General features: G+C 59.2%; 19 protein-coding genes and 1 pseudogene. 13 read left to right on the top strand and 7 right to left on the bottom strand.

Annotated features, from left to right (window positions below):
- Positions 1-67: 67 nt before the first annotated feature.
- Positions 68-1015, bottom strand: coding sequence for a pirin family protein (locus FHJ80_RS00945; RefSeq protein ID WP_139525195.1), 948 nt, complete (start codon positions 1013-1015; stop codon positions 68-70).
- A gap of 229 nt (positions 1016-1244) precedes the next feature.
- Between FHJ80_RS00945 and msrP the strand changes: the two genes are divergently transcribed.
- The 6 genes from msrP to FHJ80_RS00915 all read left to right on the top strand — a co-directional run bounded on the left by msrP (position 1245) and on the right by FHJ80_RS00915 (position 8073).
- Positions 1245-2261 carry a protein-methionine-sulfoxide reductase catalytic subunit MsrP gene (gene msrP / locus FHJ80_RS00940; RefSeq protein WP_054641270.1) on the top strand — a complete coding sequence of 339 codons (1017 nt, stop codon included), beginning with the start codon at positions 1245-1247 and terminating at the stop codon, positions 2259-2261.
- Positions 2261-2893, top strand: a complete 633-nt coding sequence (msrQ, locus tag FHJ80_RS00935; protein ID WP_139525194.1) for a protein-methionine-sulfoxide reductase heme-binding subunit MsrQ — start codon at positions 2261-2263, stop codon at positions 2891-2893. Before msrP ends, msrQ begins: the two co-directional genes overlap by 1 nt.
- 114 nt (positions 2894-3007) lie before the next feature.
- A complete protein-coding gene (locus FHJ80_RS00930) occupies positions 3008-4801 on the top strand; it encodes a S8/S53 family peptidase (RefSeq protein WP_218013954.1) in 1794 nt (597 codons plus the stop codon).
- 95 nt (positions 4802-4896) lie between these two features.
- Positions 4897-5115, top strand: a complete 219-nt coding sequence (locus FHJ80_RS00925; protein WP_139525193.1) for a DUF1656 domain-containing protein — start codon at positions 4897-4899, stop codon at positions 5113-5115.
- Positions 5116-5155: 40 nt separating this feature from the next.
- Positions 5156-6040, top strand: coding sequence for an HlyD family secretion protein (locus tag FHJ80_RS00920; protein ID WP_139525192.1), 885 nt, complete (start codon positions 5156-5158; stop codon positions 6038-6040).
- A 2-nt stretch (positions 6041-6042) separates the two neighbouring features.
- Positions 6043-8073: an FUSC family protein gene (locus FHJ80_RS00915; RefSeq protein WP_139525191.1), complete on the top strand. Its 2031-nt coding sequence runs from the start codon at positions 6043-6045 to the stop codon at positions 8071-8073.
- Positions 8074-8083: 10 nt separating this feature from the next.
- Here the strand turns inward: FHJ80_RS00915 and FHJ80_RS00910 are convergent, their stop codons facing one another.
- Positions 8084-9010 (bottom strand): LysR family transcriptional regulator, encoded by a 927-nt coding sequence (locus tag FHJ80_RS00910; RefSeq protein WP_139525190.1) that lies wholly within the window; start codon positions 9008-9010, stop codon positions 8084-8086.
- Positions 9011-9154: 144 nt separating this feature from the next.
- Here FHJ80_RS00910 and FHJ80_RS00905 point away from each other — a divergent pair, with 144 nt between their 5' ends.
- The 3 genes from FHJ80_RS00905 to FHJ80_RS00895 all read left to right on the top strand — a co-directional run bounded on the left by FHJ80_RS00905 (position 9155) and on the right by FHJ80_RS00895 (position 11467).
- Entirely contained in the window at positions 9155-9547 is a 393-nt protein-coding gene (locus FHJ80_RS00905) for a RidA family protein (protein WP_054641267.1), read from the top strand.
- A 175-nt stretch (positions 9548-9722) separates the two neighbouring features.
- Complete coding sequence (locus FHJ80_RS00900) at positions 9723-10151, top strand: hypothetical protein (protein WP_139525189.1); 429 nt, start codon at positions 9723-9725, stop codon at positions 10149-10151.
- Positions 10148-11467 carry a sorbosone dehydrogenase family protein gene (locus FHJ80_RS00895; RefSeq protein WP_139525188.1) on the top strand — a complete coding sequence of 440 codons (1320 nt, stop codon included), beginning with the start codon at positions 10148-10150 and terminating at the stop codon, positions 11465-11467. The genes FHJ80_RS00900 and FHJ80_RS00895 overlap by 4 nt, the downstream gene beginning before the upstream one ends.
- Before the next feature lie 17 nt (positions 11468-11484).
- Here the strand turns inward: FHJ80_RS00895 and FHJ80_RS00890 are convergent, their stop codons facing one another.
- On the bottom strand, positions 11485-12510 hold the full coding sequence (locus tag FHJ80_RS00890; protein WP_139525187.1) for an SO_0444 family Cu/Zn efflux transporter: 1026 nt from the start codon (positions 12508-12510) through the stop codon (positions 11485-11487).
- A gap of 70 nt (positions 12511-12580) precedes the next feature.
- Between FHJ80_RS00890 and FHJ80_RS00885 the strand changes: the two genes are divergently transcribed.
- The 4 genes from FHJ80_RS00885 to FHJ80_RS00870 all read left to right on the top strand — a co-directional run bounded on the left by FHJ80_RS00885 (position 12581) and on the right by FHJ80_RS00870 (position 14579).
- Positions 12581-13033, top strand: coding sequence for a helix-turn-helix domain-containing protein (locus tag FHJ80_RS00885; RefSeq protein ID WP_054641266.1), 453 nt, complete (start codon positions 12581-12583; stop codon positions 13031-13033).
- Between the two features lie 29 nt (positions 13034-13062).
- Positions 13063-13611, top strand: a complete 549-nt coding sequence (locus FHJ80_RS00880) for a hypothetical protein (RefSeq protein ID WP_231125512.1) — start codon at positions 13063-13065, stop codon at positions 13609-13611.
- Between the two features lie 60 nt (positions 13612-13671).
- Entirely contained in the window at positions 13672-13968 is a 297-nt protein-coding gene (locus FHJ80_RS00875; protein WP_139525186.1) for a DUF1330 domain-containing protein, read from the top strand.
- Between the two features lie 89 nt (positions 13969-14057).
- Positions 14058-14579 (top strand): cupin, encoded by a 522-nt coding sequence (locus tag FHJ80_RS00870; protein ID WP_139525185.1) that lies wholly within the window; start codon positions 14058-14060, stop codon positions 14577-14579.
- Between the two features lie 92 nt (positions 14580-14671).
- Here FHJ80_RS00870 and FHJ80_RS00865 read toward each other — a convergent pair whose 3' ends face one another.
- From FHJ80_RS00865 to FHJ80_RS00850, 4 genes and pseudogenes are all read right to left on the bottom strand, one after another.
- Positions 14672-15151: an NYN domain-containing protein gene (locus FHJ80_RS00865; RefSeq protein ID WP_139525660.1), complete on the bottom strand. Its 480-nt coding sequence runs from the start codon at positions 15149-15151 to the stop codon at positions 14672-14674.
- A gap of 75 nt (positions 15152-15226) precedes the next feature.
- The gene (locus tag FHJ80_RS00860) at positions 15227-15391 is read right to left on the bottom strand and encodes a DUF808 family protein (RefSeq protein WP_139525184.1); all 165 of its coding nucleotides are present in this window, start codon (positions 15389-15391) and stop codon (positions 15227-15229) included.
- An 89-nt stretch (positions 15392-15480) separates the two neighbouring features.
- Positions 15481-16266 (bottom strand): annotated as a pseudogene (locus FHJ80_RS00855) (nucleotidyl transferase AbiEii/AbiGii toxin family protein); the annotation flags it as partial.
- A gap of 142 nt (positions 16267-16408) precedes the next feature.
- Positions 16409-17218 (bottom strand): type IV toxin-antitoxin system AbiEi family antitoxin, encoded by an 810-nt coding sequence (locus FHJ80_RS00850; RefSeq protein WP_255303819.1) that lies wholly within the window; start codon positions 17216-17218, stop codon positions 16409-16411.
- Between the last annotated feature and the right edge of the window lie 139 nt (positions 17219-17357).

The following is a 17357-nucleotide window of genomic DNA, read 5'->3' as shown; positions in this document are numbered from 1 at the left end:
GTGAGCTATCCGTGTCGATGTTGGACCAAAGTACAGACCACGTTTCTCCATCAGGCAAGCGCGCAGATTAATGTTCAGGCTGTCCGGGAAAGGGAACGAACTCGTGCTCATCTCCTGGCGGCAGCTTGAAACGGCCGTGCTCGAAGTCACCCTCGACCCACGCCTGCTTGGCGGCGTCCAGCTTTTCACGTGAGGAGGCAACAAAATTCCAAGAGATATAGCGCGGGCCATTGAGGGTTTCGCCCCCCAGAAGCATCAACCGCGCGCCCTGCTCGCCCGCCATCACGGTCATCGCATCACCCGGCCGAAACACCATCATACGTCCTGCCTCGAACGTCTCGCCTGCCACGACAATCGCGCCAGAGGTAACATAAAGCCCACGATCTTCATGATGATCAGGCAGCGGTAGCTTGGCACCAGGGGCCAACACTGCGTCGGCATAAAACATTTCCGAAAAGGTCTGCACGGGGGAGCGCTCGCCCCAGGCACTCCCCAAAATCAGACGCACTTCTTTGCCTTCGCCGCGAAGCAGTGGAAGCGTCTCTTCACCGTGATGAGCAAAGCTAGCGGGCTTATCCTCATAAGCCTCAGGCAGTGCTACCCAGGTTTGAATGCCAAACAAGGAGTGATCCCGTTTACGGGTAGCGGAACTCGTTCGCTCCGAGTGGGTGACGCCGTTACCCGCGACCATCCAATTCACTGCGCCCGGATGAATCATCTGGTTCGTACCCAAACTATCGCGGTGCTGAAACTCCCCCTGGTAAAGATAGGTGACCGTCGCTAGCCCAATGTGCGGGTGCGGCCGCACGTCAATGCCCTCTTCACGCAGGAATTCGGCCGGGCCCATTTGATCGAAGAAGATGAACGGCCCCACCATTTGTCTTTTCGGAGCAGGCAGCGCTCGACGCACCTCGAAACCGCCGATGTCGCGGGCTCGGGGAACGATCAGCGTCTCAATGTCCTCCAGTCGGCCAGCATCAGGACAGTTTGGCTCGATATCAGGCATCCAACTCATTATCCGGCTCTCCACCATGTTTGCGTTCTGCGTCATAAGGGTATAGCGGATACAGAGCGGCACTGCCTTGAATAAACGTGTTGTCTCTCTCCTCGTCACGTTAGGCAATACGCTCAACTTATGCACAGACGACGCCACTAAATGTCATGATACAAGGAGCGTAGAACCTTTTTTCTCCGTCAACGTCAAACGGCGACGGCTTTTCGGCGAGCACAAACAGGATACTTCCATGCTGATCAAAATTGCCAAACCGAGTGATCTACACGAATCCGACGTCACGCCTGAATCGATCTATCTCTCCCGGCGACGCTTCATGGGCGGCATGGCGGGCTTGGGTGCTGGGCTTGCGCTCTCAGGGCGTGTCCACGCCAGCGATGCGTATACCGACGTTCCCGAGGGCAATGCGCCGCCTTGGCTCCAAGAAAAAATCAGCGAGACCGAATGGCGCAGCGTCACGCCCACTGATCCGGACAAAGATCGCATTGCCCCCTTCGATGATGCCAGCGGTTACAACAACTTTTTCGAGTTCGGCACGGACAAACGGGATCCGGCCCGCCACGCGGGCAGCCTACAAACGCAGCCCTGGAGCGTGGTCGTCGACGGCGAAGTCAATAACGGCGGGCGCATAGCACTCGAAGACCTTGCCAAACCCTCCCAGTTCGAAGAGCGCATTTATCGCCTGCGCTGCGTCGAGGCCTGGTCGATGGTGATTCCCTGGCTGGGCATCCCGCTGGCGGACATCATCCGGCGTGCCGAGCCCACCAGTAACGCCAAGTACGTTCGCTTCGAAACCCTGGTCGACCCAGAGCAGATGCGCGGCCAGCGCTCCTCCTTCTCGATCATCGAATGGCCCTACGTGGAAGGCTTGCGCATGGACGAAGCCATGCATCCGCTGACGATCTTGGCGCTGGGCATGTATGGCCGCGAGCTTCCCAACCAGAACGGCGCGCCCCTGCGCTTGGTCGTGCCCTGGAAATACGGCTTCAAGAGCATCAAGTCGATCGTGCGTATTTCACTGGTGGAAGAGCAGCCGCTCAACTCCTGGCAGCAGATCGCTGCCGACGAGTACGGGTTCTACGCCAACGTCAACCCCGAGGTCGACCATCCCCGCTGGAGCCAAGCCACCGAGCGTCGACTGCCCAACAGCCTGTTCAACACCAACACCATCGACACGCTGATGTTCAATGGTTACGCCGACGAGGTAGCCGAACTCTACGCAGGTATGGACTTGAGGAAGCACTACTGATGGGCAGCCACACACGTCGCTCCCCCCATGGCCAGACGAAATGGTGGATATGGCGGGCGGGCGTTTTTTTAGCCGCGCTCGCGCCGCTGCTCTACTGGAGCTGGATGGTCGCCAACAACGCCGCTGGCCCCGAGCCAGGGCGCTATCTGCTGCTCAATATCGGCACCGGGGGGCTGTGGATGCTGCTGCTCACCCTTTGCCTGACGCCGCTCACAAAGCTCACCCGCTGGAAAGGCTTTGCACTGATCAGACGCCAGCTAGGCCTCTGGGCGCTTACCTACGCTACGCTGCACCTGCTCAGCTACGCCCTGTTCATTTTAGGCCTCGACTGGTCTCGGCTGGGAAGCGAGATCATCAAACGGCCCTATATCATCGTTGGCATGATCGCGCTGATCGGTCTCGCCGTGCTGGGCGCGACCTCTAACCGCTGGGCGATGAAGCGCCTCGGTAAACGCTGGAAGCCGCTGCACAAATGCTCTTACGGCATTTTGGGGCTGGTGCTGCTGCACTTTTTCTGGGTGGTACGCGCCGACATGCAGGAGTGGGCCATGTATGCCGCCCTCGCAGCGCTCATCATGGCAACGCGCCTGCCGCCGGTGGCTCGCACGCTGCCTAAGCTCCGCACCCGCTAGGACGGCCAAGACCGATAAGGACACTGCCCGATGAGGAGGACGTGTTCACGCTGCGTTCAGCTTACGCGATGTAGGCTAGGTGAGATCCAAGGATGATGGAAAGGAGTCAGTAGGATGGCAGGACGGTATGTGGACGCGAAACGCTGGAGCTGGGGATGGATGTCACTGTGCGTCGGCGGCATGGTGATGATGACACCAGCGGCCGACGCCGATGCGCCGTTACGCATCGAAGCGCTACAGCGCTGTGGCAACTTACTCACCCTGGACACGCAGGAATTCTGTCTCGATGTCAGCGGACTCAACGGCGCCGCGTACCGTGTAAAACTCGACGGCGAACCGCTGCCAGCCGATCACATCGAGCGGCAGGGTGACCTTTTACGCCTGCACATCGACGCGACGCAGGCCGAGAGCGGCCCGCTATGGATCGAACAGCAGGAGAGCGCCAGCAATCCGGTATGGCTGACGCTACGAGGCAGCCACGTAATCGCGGCCACGCAAGAGGACGTCGCCGATAACATGGACGGCATTAGCACCTATGTGAATCTGGTCAGCCTGATCATCGAAGAGAGCCACAACGGCGCCGAAGAGGCACGGCGCTTGGCGGATAAGTACGGTGCCGAGGTCGTGGGCATGATCCCCCCGTTGAACACCTACCAATTGCGTCTGCCCGCGAATGATCTGGATGAGAGGGATGCCCTGGTGCTGCGGCTCGGCAATGAGGTCAGCGTCGATGCAGTGGTCACCGAAGAGTCCGGCGCCGAGGAGAGCATCGAGCGCGAACCGAACGATACGCCCCCTGCCGCCGAAGACGATCGAGAGTGGGCCGCCAACCGCTTTCTCGATGCGGTGAACTTCTATCAACGGCGCATAGGGCGCGCGGGCGATGAGATCGACACCCAGCCCATTCGCATTGGGGTGATCGAGCGCAACGTCGATTTTGACGCCCCAGATTTCGCCGACTATCTGGGTGACTGCCGAGCGGACGCGCAGCGCACCTGCGTGTACGGCCGCGACGCCGACAAACCGGATGGCCACGGCACCACGGTCGCGGGGGTCTTCGCCGCCGCCTGGAACGAGGGCGGCAACAGTGGCTTTCTGCGCGGGCTAGATGACGTTGGCCCAGGATTTGACGTGATCGTCGACCGCAATTCGGATGCAGGCATTACCGCCAACGTCGCCGCTTCGGTGAATTTGGTCGAAGACGGTGCCCGAGTGATCAACTGGAGCTGGGGCATCCACCGCGTCGGCGCAATCGACATCAACGGCGATGAAGTCGACTCCCTAGTACGCTCCGGCATCGCCATGAGCGGCTACGAAGAGCTGCTCGAAGAGTTCTTCCTATGGCTACGCGAGGAGCACCCCGACGTGGTGGTGGTCAACTCAGCGGGGAACGCCTCGTCGTTTTCCAGCCGAGACGAATACCGCCTGCCCTCCTCGTTCGTCACCGACCAGCTCTTCGTGGTGGGCGGGCACGAGCGCAGCGAGCAAGACGTCCCGGTCAACGACCCCGGTTATGCAGTCAAACGCAACGCCTCCAATATCGATATGCGTGTGGATATTACCGCGGCCGCCTGCGTGCATGGCTCCACCGCCGTGGCGGGGGAAACGGGCGAGGCCCACTGCGGTACGTCTTATGCCACGCCGCTGGTCGGCGGCTTGCTGGCAGCGATGATGTCGATCGACCCCGCGCTCTCTCCGGCTCAGCTACGCATGCTGCTAAGGCGCAGCGCCATGACCATCGGCGAAGAGTACGACTTCGAACCCACCGATGCCGACGATCTCACCGCGCCGATTCTCCCCTCGGAACGCGCCAACGAGCTGAATCATCCCGATATTGGACGCTCTGCGCGGCTCGATATGTACAAAGCGCTCGACTTGACCGTGCAGAGCCTGAGCCGCGAACGCTAAGCGTGATACAAGTCAGCATCATGACGCAAAAGTCAAAGTGGCCCGCAGCTCGGCCTTCGCCTATTCTTAGAGCGTTTTCAAAGGGATGACGACGAATGGGACTTCAAGAGATCGCCATCGGCGGTATTTTCATAAGCCCGCTGCTGGTCTATGCGCTGATTGGCCTCATTGCCACCCTGGTCGTGCGCTCGCTGCTGCATCGGGTGGTGGGGCACGTCGCGCTTTGGTATGAGGCGTGGTTCGATATTTCGCTGTTTATCATCTTGACCGCCGCCACCACTTTTTTATTCGCGACGGTGCTCGCACATCCCTAATGGGCTGAGCCCATGTTTTTTACCTGATCGAGACACGCCTATGCGCCCATCGCTGAGAGTGCTGCTGACGCTACTGATCGTCGCCATCGCCATCGCCGCAGGGGCGTGGCTATGGCGCTACTATCTTTACACCCCCTGGACACGGGACGCCCGGATTCATGCGGACGTGATCACCATCGCCCCCGACGTCACCGGCTGGGTAAAGCGCCTGGACGTTGCCGATACCGACTATATTGCCCAGGGCGACACGCTGTTTACCATCGACGATACCCGCTACCAAGCCGCCGTCGATAGCGCCCAGGCGACCCTGGAGCATCGGCAAGCCACCCTGGAGCTCAACCGTGCCGAAGCAGGCCGTCGCAACCAGTTGAGCAACCGCCAGGCCATTAGCGCCGAGGCCCAGCAGATCGCCCAGATCAACTCGCGGATAGCCGAAGCCGATGTCAAACAGGCGCAGTCGGCGCTGGAGAGCGCGCAGCTCGATCTCGCCCGTACCCAGGTCGTCGCCCCTGTGAGAGGGCATGTACTCAACGTTCAACTCACCAGCGGCAACTTCGTCAATCGCGGTACGCCAGTGATGGCGCTCATCGCCGATGACTCCTACTACGTCATGGGCTATTTCGAAGAGACCAAAATGGCCTCCATCGAGGTGGGTGACCCGGTCGAAGTGGTGCTGATGAATGGCAATACCCACTTGAACGGACGCGTCGCGGGAATTGGCCGCGGCATTGCCGACAGCAACACGGCGCTCAATCAACAGCTGCTTCCCCAAGTACAGCCCACGTTTAGCTGGGTGCGACTAGCGCAGCGTATTCCTGTGCGCATCACCTTGGACGATGTTCCCGACGACACCCTGCTCAGCGTGGGCATGACCGCCACCGTGCGCGTACGTCCTGAACCGAGTGCTCAGGCCACTTCGCCGTAACCATGCCGCCCTTCTTACGCACCTATCTCACGCCCAGCGCCACGGCGGTAAAATTTGCCATTAAAACCACGCTGGCCATGATGCTGGCGCTTTATGTGGCGCTGGCCTTCGACGTGGAGCGCCCCTACTGGGCGTTGATTTCGGCAGCGTTTCTACAAATTTGCCCCATGAGCGGCATGGTGGTCGAGAAAGGCATTTGCCAGCTAGGGGGCACCGCGCTGGGCGCCCTGGTGGGTATCTTCATCATGGCGCTGTTTGCCCAGGCACGGCTGCCTGCCCTGCTGACGCTGACCTGTTGGATCATGCTGTGTACCTACGTCGGCTCGCTGTGGCGCAATAACTACACCTACGGCTGCCTCATGGCGGCCGTAACGGCCATGCTCATCGTGGTCATTTCCAGCGGCAGCACCCCGGCGGGCATTTTCGATATCGCCGTCGCGCGCATGACCGAGCTGGGGCTAGGCGCCCTGTGCGCCATGCTGGTCAGCGCGCTACTGTGGCCATCGCATGTGGGCACGCATTTAGCGACCCAAGCCGACACGGTGATCAACGAGGCCTTCACCCACGCGGCGTTGCGGTTAGATGCCAGCGACGACGTCACCGCCATGCAACACGCATTGCGCGGCAGTCTCACCCCGCTCACCGTGCTGGAAACCGACAGCCAAGCTGCCCGCTTTGAAGGCCCTGCTGGCCCAGGCCGGGTGCGCGCCACCCACGTACTCACCCGGCGCACGCTACGCTTTTTCGCCACGCTGCAGGCACTTCACCAACTGATGCTCGACCACGCAGACAGGCTAGCCCCCCACAGCATCGAACTCGCCCGCCGCATCGCCCAAGAGTTTCGCGATGCCGAGCACGTCAAGGGCGTGACCGAGGCCAGAGCGGCCCTGCAGACGCTGCGCACCCATGTACATACATGCGATGAGCCAACATCGGAAGCGCCGTTGGATCGTCGCGTTCGTTTGGGCCTGCGGGAGACGATTGGCCACGCCATGGTCATGCTGGATGCCCGCGAGGCCATTGCCCACCCGAGCCGCCATCGGCTGCGCTCCACCCCGCTGGCCTGGCACCGCGACCACCTCTCGGCAGGCATCAACGCCCTCCGCTCGGGGCTGCTGTTTGCCCTATTGGCCACGTTTTGGATCGTCACTGCCTGGCAAAGCGCCATGATCGCGATGATGCTGGGAACGCTGTTCTCTGCGTTTTTTGCCAGCCGCGACAACCCCATTGCCATCACCATGATGTTTTACAAAGGCATGCTGGCCGCGATTCCCAGCGCGTTTCTGTTTGGCCATGTGCTGCTGTCGCAAGTCAACGGCTTCCCGCTGCTGGCGCTGATTTTTGGTACCCCGCTATTTCTGGGGCTACTCGGCGCCACCCAGCCGGCCACCATGGGGTACTGCCTCGCGTTTACGATTTTCAATATTCTGCTGACCATGCCCGGTAACGGCATGGATTTCTCGTTCGATGCCTTTGCCAACCGGGCAGTCGCGGTCGTGATTGGCTTGACCAGCGTGGTCATGGCCTTTCGCTTGCTGCCGGGGCCCGGTGCCAAGCTGCGTAAACGGCGTCTGATCAACGCCATTACCCGCGACATTAACGACCTCAGAAAGCGCGCCACCCATCAAGCGGAAACGCGCTTTAGCGGCCATATGGCCGACCGCCTGCTGCACCTAGCCCAGCACGATGACCTGCTGCCAGAAGAGCAGCGCCACCTCTTCGTACTGGGGCTCACCGGGCTCGACGTGGGTACGGCCATCCTACGCCTGCGAGATCAATTAGATACCGCGCCGCACCCACACATTCGCGAGGCCCACGCGCATTTGCTGCGCACGCTTGCCAACGGTTTTGAAGCGGGTGCGAACGGGCGCCCTCCTCAGGGCATTCTCGACGCGGGGCAACAGCTGGATGATGCTCTCGCCCGCCACGACAACGTGACAGGCGATCGCCGCGTGCTGCTGAAAGGCTTGGTCGAGCGACTAGATCTGGCGTTGGAGCGGTTGGCGCGCCTCATGGCGGAACGAACGACATAACTCTTCGTGCTCATTGACGACGTCGCTCCACCCGAGGCGCATGCTGAGCCATTAACGCCTCTACCCAGTTCATGAACACGCGCAGCTTGGCACTCACGTGCCGATTCGGTGGAAAAGCGATATACATGGGCATCGGATCAATGTGCCAATCGTCAAACAAACGCACCAGGTCACCGCGAGACACATGCTCTCGGGCCATATAATCCGGGAGCCAAAGGACACCGAGCCCCGCCAAACCAGCGGCCAAACCCGCGTTCCCGTCATCAACCGAGATCACGTAGCTCCCTTGCACGGTGACACTCTCGTCATCACGCCTCAAGGTATTGAGAAACGCCATATTTGTCCGCTCCCACCTGAAATTCACCATGTAGTGGGGTGGGAGTGACAGCGCCTGCGGGTGCGCCGGATAACCACGCATTTCCAGATAACCAGGTGTGGCATAAACCCCCATCGTCAAATCCCCCACCCGACGTGCCACCAACGATAAGTCCGTCATCTCTCCGCCGCGAACGACGCAGTCCACGCCTTCTTCCAAAAGGTCCACTCTGCGATCACTCACCCCTAGATCGAGCTGAATCTCGGGATACCGAGCGTAGAAAGCGGGCAAGGCTGGAATCAAGATCATCCGAGCAAACGGACTGGGCACGTCGACCCTCAGTCGGCCGCGTGGCTGCAGCGACGCAGCAGAAAGGCTTGTTTCGGCATCGTCCAGGTCGGCCAGCAGCTTGATGACTCGCTCATAGTAAGCGGCCCCATCTGCGGTCACATTCACCTTGCGGGTGGTGCGATTCAACAGCTTAACGCGCAGCCGCCCCTCTAATTGCTGCACGAGCTGCGTCACGCTGGTCTTACTCAAGTGAAGTGTTTCCGCGGCCTTGGTGAAGCTGCCCGTTTCCACGACACGGGCGAATGCTTGCATAGCATTGAAACGATCCATGGCTGAATCAAACGCCTCGACATTGTTTGAAATATCCAAACAATGTTGAACAGAATTGGCCGTTTATCCACCCCCTGTCGCCGCCATAAAGTGATATCACCGTCAGTAACGAGTCATTTTTTAATTACGAATGGAGATAGTTACATGGCTAAGCGCGACGTCGTTTTCCCCAAGGGCCGCCAGGCGCTTTATGAGCAGAACGCCTATTCGGCGGCTGTCCGCACCGGTGATTTTTTATTCGTGTCGGGCCAGGTTGGCAGCCGTGAAGACGGCTCCCCCGAGCCAGACTTCGCTGCCCAGGTACAGCTCGCCTTCGACAATTTGCAGCGAGTTTTAACAGCGGCAGGCGCTAGCTTCGAGGATATCGTCGATGTGACGAGTTTCCACACCGACCCCGACACTCAGTTCGAGACGGTGATGGCCGCCAAAGCACGTGCGTTTCCAGAAAAGCCCTACCCCAACTGGACGGCGGTCGGGGTGACGTGGCTGGCGGGATTCGACTTTGAGATCAAGGTCATCGCTCGGCTCCCTGCATAACCGTTCGTCATACACTTCAGCGGCCACCTTCAGGCGATGCTTGCTTCGCTTTGGGTAAATCTTGGCGGCTGTCCTACACTGGGTAGGCACTACAGGACACCATTGCTTGGCAAGGAGGCTCAGCATCACTTCTGCCAGGTAGTGCCATTCGCTAGATCAGCATAAGGAGCATGCCGTGACAGCTACCCGTACGCATACCTATCAACGTGGGCTGCCCCTCTTTCATTCGGTGTTTTTGGTGGGGTGTCTGCCGCTGTTTCTAGGCGCCACGCTCAGCGACTACGCCTACGCCAATAGCTATCAAATCCAGTGGGCCACCTTCGCCGCTTGGCTAAATGCCGGTGGATTGGTGTTTGCGGGGCTCGCATTGCTTAGCGCCCTCATTAGTTTCTTCCGTGCCAGGTCGCGCAGCATCATTCTCCTGATCTATCCCGCACTATTGCTGCTCACGTGGGTGCTCGGCTTTGTGAACGCCCTGATCCACTCGCGAGACGCCTGGGGCATGATGCCGATTGCTTTTGCCCTCTCCATGGTGGTCACCATTTTTGCGGGCACCGCCGTTTGGATGGGATTTTCCCGTTTTGGCCACGGAGGTAAACCATGAAGCGCGCTCTACGACGTCCGCATTGTTATGCCGCGCCGCTCTGTTTGATGCTGGCAGCCGGTAGTGTCAGCGCCCAAGAGTTCACCCGCTACGGGCCAAACCCCACGCTACCCGAGCCTTCCCGCGGCCTGCTGCCCAGCATGAGCGTGCCCGAACCCGCCGAGTGGGGCGACACTCTCCCTAACGTGCCCGAGGGCTACACGATTACCGCGATAGCCACCGACTTGCAGATCCCCCGCCAAACCCTGGTGCTGCCCAATGGCGATATTTTGGTGGCAGAAGGCAGCGGTGGTAACGCCCCCTCTCTCAAGCCAAAGGATTTCGTGGCTGGGCTGATCAAATCACAAGGCACGACCTCCGTGCAGAGCGGTAACCGGCTGACACTGTTACACGATGGCGATGGCGACGGCCGCTATGAAGAGCAAACCACCTTTGCGGAAGATCTTAACGCTCCCTACGGCCTCGCGCTGATCGATGACACCCTCTATGTCGCCAACCAGGATGCCCTGGTACGCTTCGATTACGAAGAGGGCCAAACCCAGGCCAGCGGACCACCCGAGGTGGTTACCCAGCTCCCCGCCGAGATCAACCACCACTGGACCAAAGCGATGACCGCCAGTGCCGATGGGGAGTTTCTGTATGTAGGGATTGGCTCCAACAGCAACATCACCGAGCGCGGTATGGAGGCAGAGGTCAATCGCGCCGAAATTTGGCAGATCGACCCTGACACCGGCATGCACCGGCCCTATGCCACGGGGCTTCGCAACCCCACCGCCATGGCGATCCAGCCCGACACCGACCAGCTATGGACGGTGGTCAACGAGCGTGACGAGCTAGGCCCAGATCTCGTGCCTGATTACCTCACTACCGTTCAAGAAGGCGGCTTTTACGGCTGGCCCTACAGTTACTGGGGCCAGCATGTCGACCCCCGCGTGCAGCCTCGCAACCCGGAGAAAGTCGAAAGTGCCATCGCGCCGGATTATGCCCTAGGCTCCCACGTGGCACCGCTCGGCCTGGCTTTCTCGAACGCGTCCATGGGTGATGAGTTTGCCAACGGGGTGTTCATTGGCGAGCACGGTAGTTGGAACCGCGCCGACCCCGTTGGCTACAAAGTGGTGTTCGTACCCTTTAGTAATGGCCAGCCCAGCGGTGACCCCGTCGATTTCGTCTCGGGCTTTCTCACCGATGACGGCAGCACCCGTGGTCGCCCGGTGGGGGTGACCGTCGACCCCGACGGTGCACTGATCATTGCCGACGATCTCACTAACGCCATTTGGCGCGTGACCCCGGACGACGCGTCAATGAGGCGCGAGTGACCAGCCCGTGCGCTTGTTTAAAACCCCATCACGCGGCGGCGCACCGGCCTAATAGCCACCAGCGCCAGCACCACCAACGCTAACCACTCCAACCAGTGGGGCAGTAGCTCTTGCACTTGGCTGGCCTGCTCCACTGGGTTCCAACCGGCCAAGGCAACGGCCGCATCGAACAGCCAGCCGACTAGCACGGTCACGGTGAGCACGCAGACAAGGTAGACCGCCAACGCGGTATTACCCAACTCGCGGCGCAAAATGGCCAGCGTTGCCAAGCTGGTAATCGGCCCTGCCAGCAGGAACACCAGCGCCATTCCCGGCGAGATACCGGCTAACAGCAACCCAGCGGCCACCGGGGTAGCCGCCGCCGCACAGATATACAGCGGGACCCCTACCACGGCCATCAGCATGAGCGCCAACACACCGCCCGAAAACTGCGCCAGCGTATCCGGCGGCACCAGCGTCACCAACACACCCGCCAGCAACAGTCCGGCAAACATCCACGCGCTGATATCATCCAATAGGTCGCTAAAGGCATAGCGCAGCCCCGCTTTCAAGCCACCCGGCTCATCGGCGTTAGCGTGATGGTCATGGCAACCGCTCGAGGAGCAACAGCCAGCGGAAGCGACGGCGGGGCTGGCTTTTGCAGCATCGCGGGTAAAACCGACCAGCAGGCCCGTCACAATGGCCGTTACTAACGCGCCAGCCACACGGACCACCGCCATCAACGGGCCTAGCAGCACGCTGGTGAGCAATATGGAGTCCACACCTACGCCTGGGGTACTGATCAAAAACGAGGTCGTTGGCCCGCGTCCCGCGCCGCCCCGGTGCAGGGCAATCGCAGTGGGAATCGCCCCGCAGGAACACAGCGGCAGGGGCATGCCAATCACCGCCGCCCTCACGATGCTGCCCAGGCCGCGCCCGCCCATCCAGCGCTGTAGCAAGCTTTCTGGCAACCATGCCTTGATCATGCCGGCAATCACCAGCCCCAGCAGCAGCCACGGGGCCGCCGTCAGCGCAATTTGCAGCAGCTCGGTCAACAGCGTCATGTCATCACCTGCTTGTCCACTCGGGGAATAAGGACTAGCCTAAACCCTGTCATCGTTACAGGGTCAAGCCATGACACACGTCTACCGCATTGGCGAAGTGGCCGCCCGCACCGGCTGTTCACCGGAGAGCATTCGCCACTACGAGAAACTCGGCCTGCTGCCGCCCCCACAACGCGGTGAACAGGGCTACCGACACTACGACCAGGCGGCGCTCGAGCGCATCAGCTTCATTCGCCATGGCCGCAACCTGGGGCTAGACCTGCACAGCATTCAGGAGCTGTTAGCGCTCTCAGACCACCCTGACACCGACTGCAGCGCCGCCGATGACATTGCTAGCCGCCATCTCGCGCACCTGGAGGCGCGCATTGCCAAACTGCAGGCGCTAGCGGACGAGCTGCGCCAAGTGGTGCACCAGTGCCGGGGCGGCAAAGCCGCCGACTGCCAAATCATCCAAACGCTGTATGAGCACCAGCCCAGCTGCAGTGACACCCGCTGTGGCGACAGCCAATCTTTGCTCAAATGACGCGCGGCCATCCCCCAAAGGAACTGCCCATGATCGAAACGAAGGAAGAACTCGAGGCCATCAAAAAGACATGCCAAGCGATGGTGACCAAAAGTGCCGGACTCTCAGCGGGCACCGCCATCATCCCCGTACCGGGACTGGATATCGGCTCGGACGTGGCGATTCTGATGCGCATCATCCCCAAAATTAATAGCCAGTTTGGCCTGACACCGGAGCAAATCGACGGCCTGGATACCGAGAGCAAGCTGTTCGTCATGACCGCTATCTCCAACACCGGCAGCAAGATGGCGGGCAAATACATCACCCAGAACCTCATCGTCTCGCTACTTAGCAAAATGGGCGTTCGGGTGGCGGCAAAAGGCGCGTCCAAGTTCGTACCGCTGATCGGCAGTGCCGTGGCAGGCGGCATCAGCTTTACCGCCATGAAATACATGGGTAACAGCCACATCGACGACTGCTACCGCATCGCACTCGCTGCCCTAGAGCACCGCCAGCTCGAACGCGCGGTAGAGGACGACGCCGTGATCGAAACGGACGCGTACACACCCACCGACGGCCCCACTCGCCCTGATTCATAAGGCAGCGTCCGTCGGCAATGGTATGCTGGAGCGTCTTGTCATCTTATCTAGGAGAAAGGAATGCCCGCTTATATCGTTTTGACCCGTGAGCGCACCCACGACAGCGAAGAGATGCAGCGCTATAGCGAAAAAGCCAAAGCCGCCCGCGAAGGCCACGACCCGCAGCCGCTAGCGTTTTACGGCGATGTTGAAGTATTGGAAGGCAGCGACATGGAAGGTGCGGTGATTCTACGCTTCCCCGACATGGCCGCCGCCCGCGCCTGGTACCAAAGCCCCGCCTACCAAGAGGCCCGCAAGCACCGCTTCCAGGGCGCCGATTACCGTGTCTTCCTGGTGGATGGCCTGACAGAGGCATGAGACTCCCCAAACAAGCGCCACGCTGTTAAGGGCAGAAAAAGTGGCTAGGCTGACGCATGTAACGCTTCCATCAGCCTCAGGAGGACATCATGGACGCTCCGTCACCCGACACACTCTACCTGGATGCCGACGGTGCCACCGGCTATCCCAACGCCGCCTTACCGGTGCTGATTTACCGGCATGTCGTCGACACCAGCGACGCGGAGAAGCGAGCCGACGCATTCGAACGCCTGTTCCAACGCCACCACTGGCTGCCCGCTTGGCGCTATCACCTCTACGACTTCGATCACTTTCACTCAACGGCTCATGAGGCATTGGGTATCTTTCGCGGGCAAACCCTGGCACGCCTGGGGGGTCCTAACGGCCGCACATTGATGCTTTATCCTGGCGATGTGTTGGTACTACCTGCCGGTGTCGGCCACGCCAGTCTGACCGCCGACGATGATTTCTGCATGGTGGGTGCCTATCCCCCTAACCAGCAGCCCGAGATCGAGCTCGGTGACCCCGCACGACTCGGCGAAGCGCAAAACCGCGCAGCCCGCGTGGCGATTCCCGAGTTCAGCCCGGTCGGGGGGCCATTGAGCGATCTCTGGCAATCGGCGACGCCTTGATAAGACGGATTCGCCGCCTTACCGCCCCTTATCGGCTCACAAAATGAGCCGATAAGCCAACGTATTCGGCTCAGCCGGTCTTTCAGCCGCTGCTATCCGCCCAACAACAGCTCACGCTCGATGGGGATGAACTCGCTCGCGGCATTGATGAGCGAGGCGGCGGTGAGCTGGGGCACGCCGTAGACCTCGACACGTTTACCGTGCACCTCACGGATTTTCTGGGCTAACAGATCGAAGTCGCCATCGCCGGACACCAGCACCACCACATCCACCTTCTCGGCGTATTCGATGGCATCGAGAGTGATGCCGACGTCCCAGTCGCCCTTGGCGGAGCCGTCCGCTCGCTGAATGAAGGGCTTGAGCCGGACATCAAACCCAATCGAGCGAAGGATAGTTTGGAACTCGCGCTGCTTGGCATCGCCCTTATCGATGGCGTAGCAGCGGGCGGCCACCACCTCCCGGTTCGCCGTCACCTTGGCCCAGAAACGGCGGTAATCGAAGTGTTTGCCGTAGGCCTCGCGCACGGTGTAATAGACGTTCTGGGTATCGACGAAGATGGCGACGCGGGTCATGGAAAAGGCCTCGGCAAGTAATAACACGCCAGCCTCATGAGGCTGGCGTTGGTAAGGGTGCATGGTACCGCGCCGTTATTTAGAATGCGCCCTCTGGATAGGCACGAGGCGCGACACCACCCCGGCCGCCTTCGCCGTTGCTCGCCCAGCGGCTGCGCTCACATCGTCCAGTGATGCTGCGGTCAACTTCGCCAATGCGGCAACGTCGTCCAGTAATCCTATCAAGCCGCCAATGGCCATGGGGGCTTCCTCCGTGAATCAGCATTGCAGATAGTAAAGCACACGGTGGCTGGGGCGAGCGGTCTCTTTCGCATCCCGATTTGCACCTCTTATCCCAGCAAGTGCTCCAGCTCATGGCGTTGCTCAGCATGTTTCGAGGCGTTATCGTTTTTCAGTTTTTTTAGGTTGATGAGTTTCCAGCGTACCGCAGGCAGATTGGCCGCTTCTGGGCGGCCGATGGCATCAAAATCCGGTAGACCGTCATGCAGGCTCAGTAAGAAGCGTTTGGTATTTTCATCAAAGCGTGACTGAATATCCGCAATCAATCGCTTACGTATGCTCAACAGTTCTTCGAGGCTAACAGGAGTTCTGGTCATACCCTCAAATTCTTGTGTATAAGGCTGATCAAGATCGATGAGGTTTGGATTCAGTAGCTCATGTGAAGGGCGCGAAGAACTCGCTATATAAACCAACAAGGTGCGAAACAAAGCATCCGTTAGGCCCTCGTTATCGTAAAGTAGCTTCACATCATAAAGATCACGCGGATGTTGACGATCTAAGGCGGCATGCAGTTTTCCGCCAAACAAGTCCTCGAATGAAACGATCCTCATTTCTGCGTAGCCGAAATCATCCTCAACAGTATCGGACACTGAGCGCATTTGAGGCTCATGAACGATACCACGTGCAACGGGTGACGTTTCAATCTTAATCTCCGCACCACCAAGACGCGCCAGCAAACGCGTGGCTCCACCACCGCCGCCTTTTATACGTTGCGTTTTGGCACCAACGATGCCGCCTTCAATAGACACCGCAATGCGGTCCATTGCTTCGTTGATATCAGTAAGGCTGTCACTTCGATCTTTCATCGGTAGGTAGGTCAGATCGATATCCACCGATAACCGGGGAAAATCACGTTAAAACAGGTTTATCGCTGTGCCGCCCTTGAGCGCGAAGACCTCTTCCTTAGCAACATACGGAAGGATACGTACAAGTAGCGCAACCTGCGCCTCATAAACCTCACGTGCCATCGCTAGCCTCCTACCCCGTAAATTCTGCAGGCACCATAATACGATAGCGTGGATGAATCTTACCGCCTTTGACGAGTGCCCTATCGCCACTGCCAAGGTTGAACGCGGTGACATCAAGACGCTTGCGCCAAGGGTGGTCATGGCGATCCGCAAAGACAAAGAATAGCCGCTTTACCTTAATCTTCTTACAACTGTGTAGCAGCACGGACAGCACTTTTGGGCGTAACGTCGTCAAGCTCTCAAAGAGCATATCGAGGTGATGAAAGCTCTCGTGGTCGGGCAGCTCATCCATAGCTTCCATCACCGCTCTTTCGGGCATCGACACATTAAGCACCCACTCCCATGGCAGTGCGTCTTCATCATTGTGTCTTTGATTAGCTAGCCCTAGCGATGAATCAGAAAACAGTGACGTGTTGCGGATTTTGATGGGGGCGGTAAGTGGTAGCTTACTGAGCCAGCTAGGGATCGTATCACCGTATACCCAAACAGGCGCATGGCTGCCCAAACGTAAATAATGATCATACCCCTGCAAGGAGAGTGCCGTGGTGCCACCGATATGAATGTCATAACGCATGATGTGCTGAATGGAGAGCAGGCAGGTTTTCCAATCGATGGCTGTGCTAGGCGCAGGACGCCGAAATACGCCTCGGTTAACCCTCTCTAGCCAGCCGTTCTCGACGTACTTACGTGCCAGAAAGCGGCTAACGCCATGTCGTTCAAGCCAAGCGGTATCTGCCATGAACCCAGGTGGTATGGCTTCTAATAAATTCTTTAATATTGATTTATTTTGTGTACTCATAGGACACAAAATAGCATTCAACTAAAGGATTTACCACACCCTACTTTGAAAAATATAAACTTTGTGTACCTTTAGGCCACAAACCACCGGATCCATAAAGAAAGAGAACGGTATGCTCATTTACATGTTTGTTTTCAATCCTGATACTCCCACGAAGCCT

Source organism: Halomonas sp. BL6, assembly GCF_006228115.1.
Taxonomy (GTDB): Bacteria; Pseudomonadota; Gammaproteobacteria; order Pseudomonadales; family Halomonadaceae; genus Vreelandella; species Vreelandella piezotolerans.
This window is presented reverse-complemented; position numbering and strand designations above follow the sequence as displayed.

What these genes read in the sequence shown, in the direction of transcription:
- FHJ80_RS00905 (WP_054641267.1), top strand. Translation starts at nt 9,155, where the DNA reads ATGGCTAAGCGCGACGTCGTTTTCCCCAAGGGCCGCCAGGCGCTTTAT.
- msrP (WP_054641270.1), top strand. Translation starts at nt 1,245, where the DNA reads ATGCTGATCAAAATTGCCAAACCGAGTGATCTACACGAATCCGACGTC.
- FHJ80_RS00925 (WP_139525193.1), top strand. Translation starts at nt 4,897, where the DNA reads ATGGGACTTCAAGAGATCGCCATCGGCGGTATTTTCATAAGCCCGCTG.
- FHJ80_RS00895 (WP_139525188.1), top strand. Translation starts at nt 10,148, where the DNA reads ATGAAGCGCGCTCTACGACGTCCGCATTGTTATGCCGCGCCGCTCTGT.
- FHJ80_RS00875 (WP_139525186.1), top strand. Translation starts at nt 13,672, where the DNA reads ATGCCCGCTTATATCGTTTTGACCCGTGAGCGCACCCACGACAGCGAA.
- FHJ80_RS00880 (WP_231125512.1), top strand. Translation starts at nt 13,063, where the DNA reads ATGATCGAAACGAAGGAAGAACTCGAGGCCATCAAAAAGACATGCCAA.
- FHJ80_RS00890 (WP_139525187.1), bottom strand. Translation starts at nt 12,510, where the DNA reads ATGACGCTGTTGACCGAGCTGCTGCAAATTGCGCTGACGGCGGCCCCG.
- FHJ80_RS00885 (WP_054641266.1), top strand. Translation starts at nt 12,581, where the DNA reads ATGACACACGTCTACCGCATTGGCGAAGTGGCCGCCCGCACCGGCTGT.
- FHJ80_RS00915 (WP_139525191.1), top strand. Translation starts at nt 6,043, where the DNA reads ATGCCGCCCTTCTTACGCACCTATCTCACGCCCAGCGCCACGGCGGTA.
- FHJ80_RS00910 (WP_139525190.1), bottom strand. Translation starts at nt 9,010, where the DNA reads ATGGATCGTTTCAATGCTATGCAAGCATTCGCCCGTGTCGTGGAAACG.
- FHJ80_RS00920 (WP_139525192.1), top strand. Translation starts at nt 5,156, where the DNA reads ATGCGCCCATCGCTGAGAGTGCTGCTGACGCTACTGATCGTCGCCATC.
- FHJ80_RS00945 (WP_139525195.1), bottom strand. Translation starts at nt 1,015, where the DNA reads ATGAGTTGGATGCCTGATATCGAGCCAAACTGTCCTGATGCTGGCCGA.
- FHJ80_RS00865 (WP_139525660.1), bottom strand. Translation starts at nt 15,151, where the DNA reads ATGACCCGCGTCGCCATCTTCGTCGATACCCAGAACGTCTATTACACC.
- FHJ80_RS00860 (WP_139525184.1), bottom strand. Translation starts at nt 15,391, where the DNA reads ATGGCCATTGGCGGCTTGATAGGATTACTGGACGACGTTGCCGCATTG.
- msrQ (WP_139525194.1), top strand. Translation starts at nt 2,261, where the DNA reads ATGGGCAGCCACACACGTCGCTCCCCCCATGGCCAGACGAAATGGTGG.
- FHJ80_RS00870 (WP_139525185.1), top strand. Translation starts at nt 14,058, where the DNA reads ATGGACGCTCCGTCACCCGACACACTCTACCTGGATGCCGACGGTGCC.
- FHJ80_RS00930 (WP_218013954.1), top strand. Translation starts at nt 3,008, where the DNA reads ATGGCAGGACGGTATGTGGACGCGAAACGCTGGAGCTGGGGATGGATG.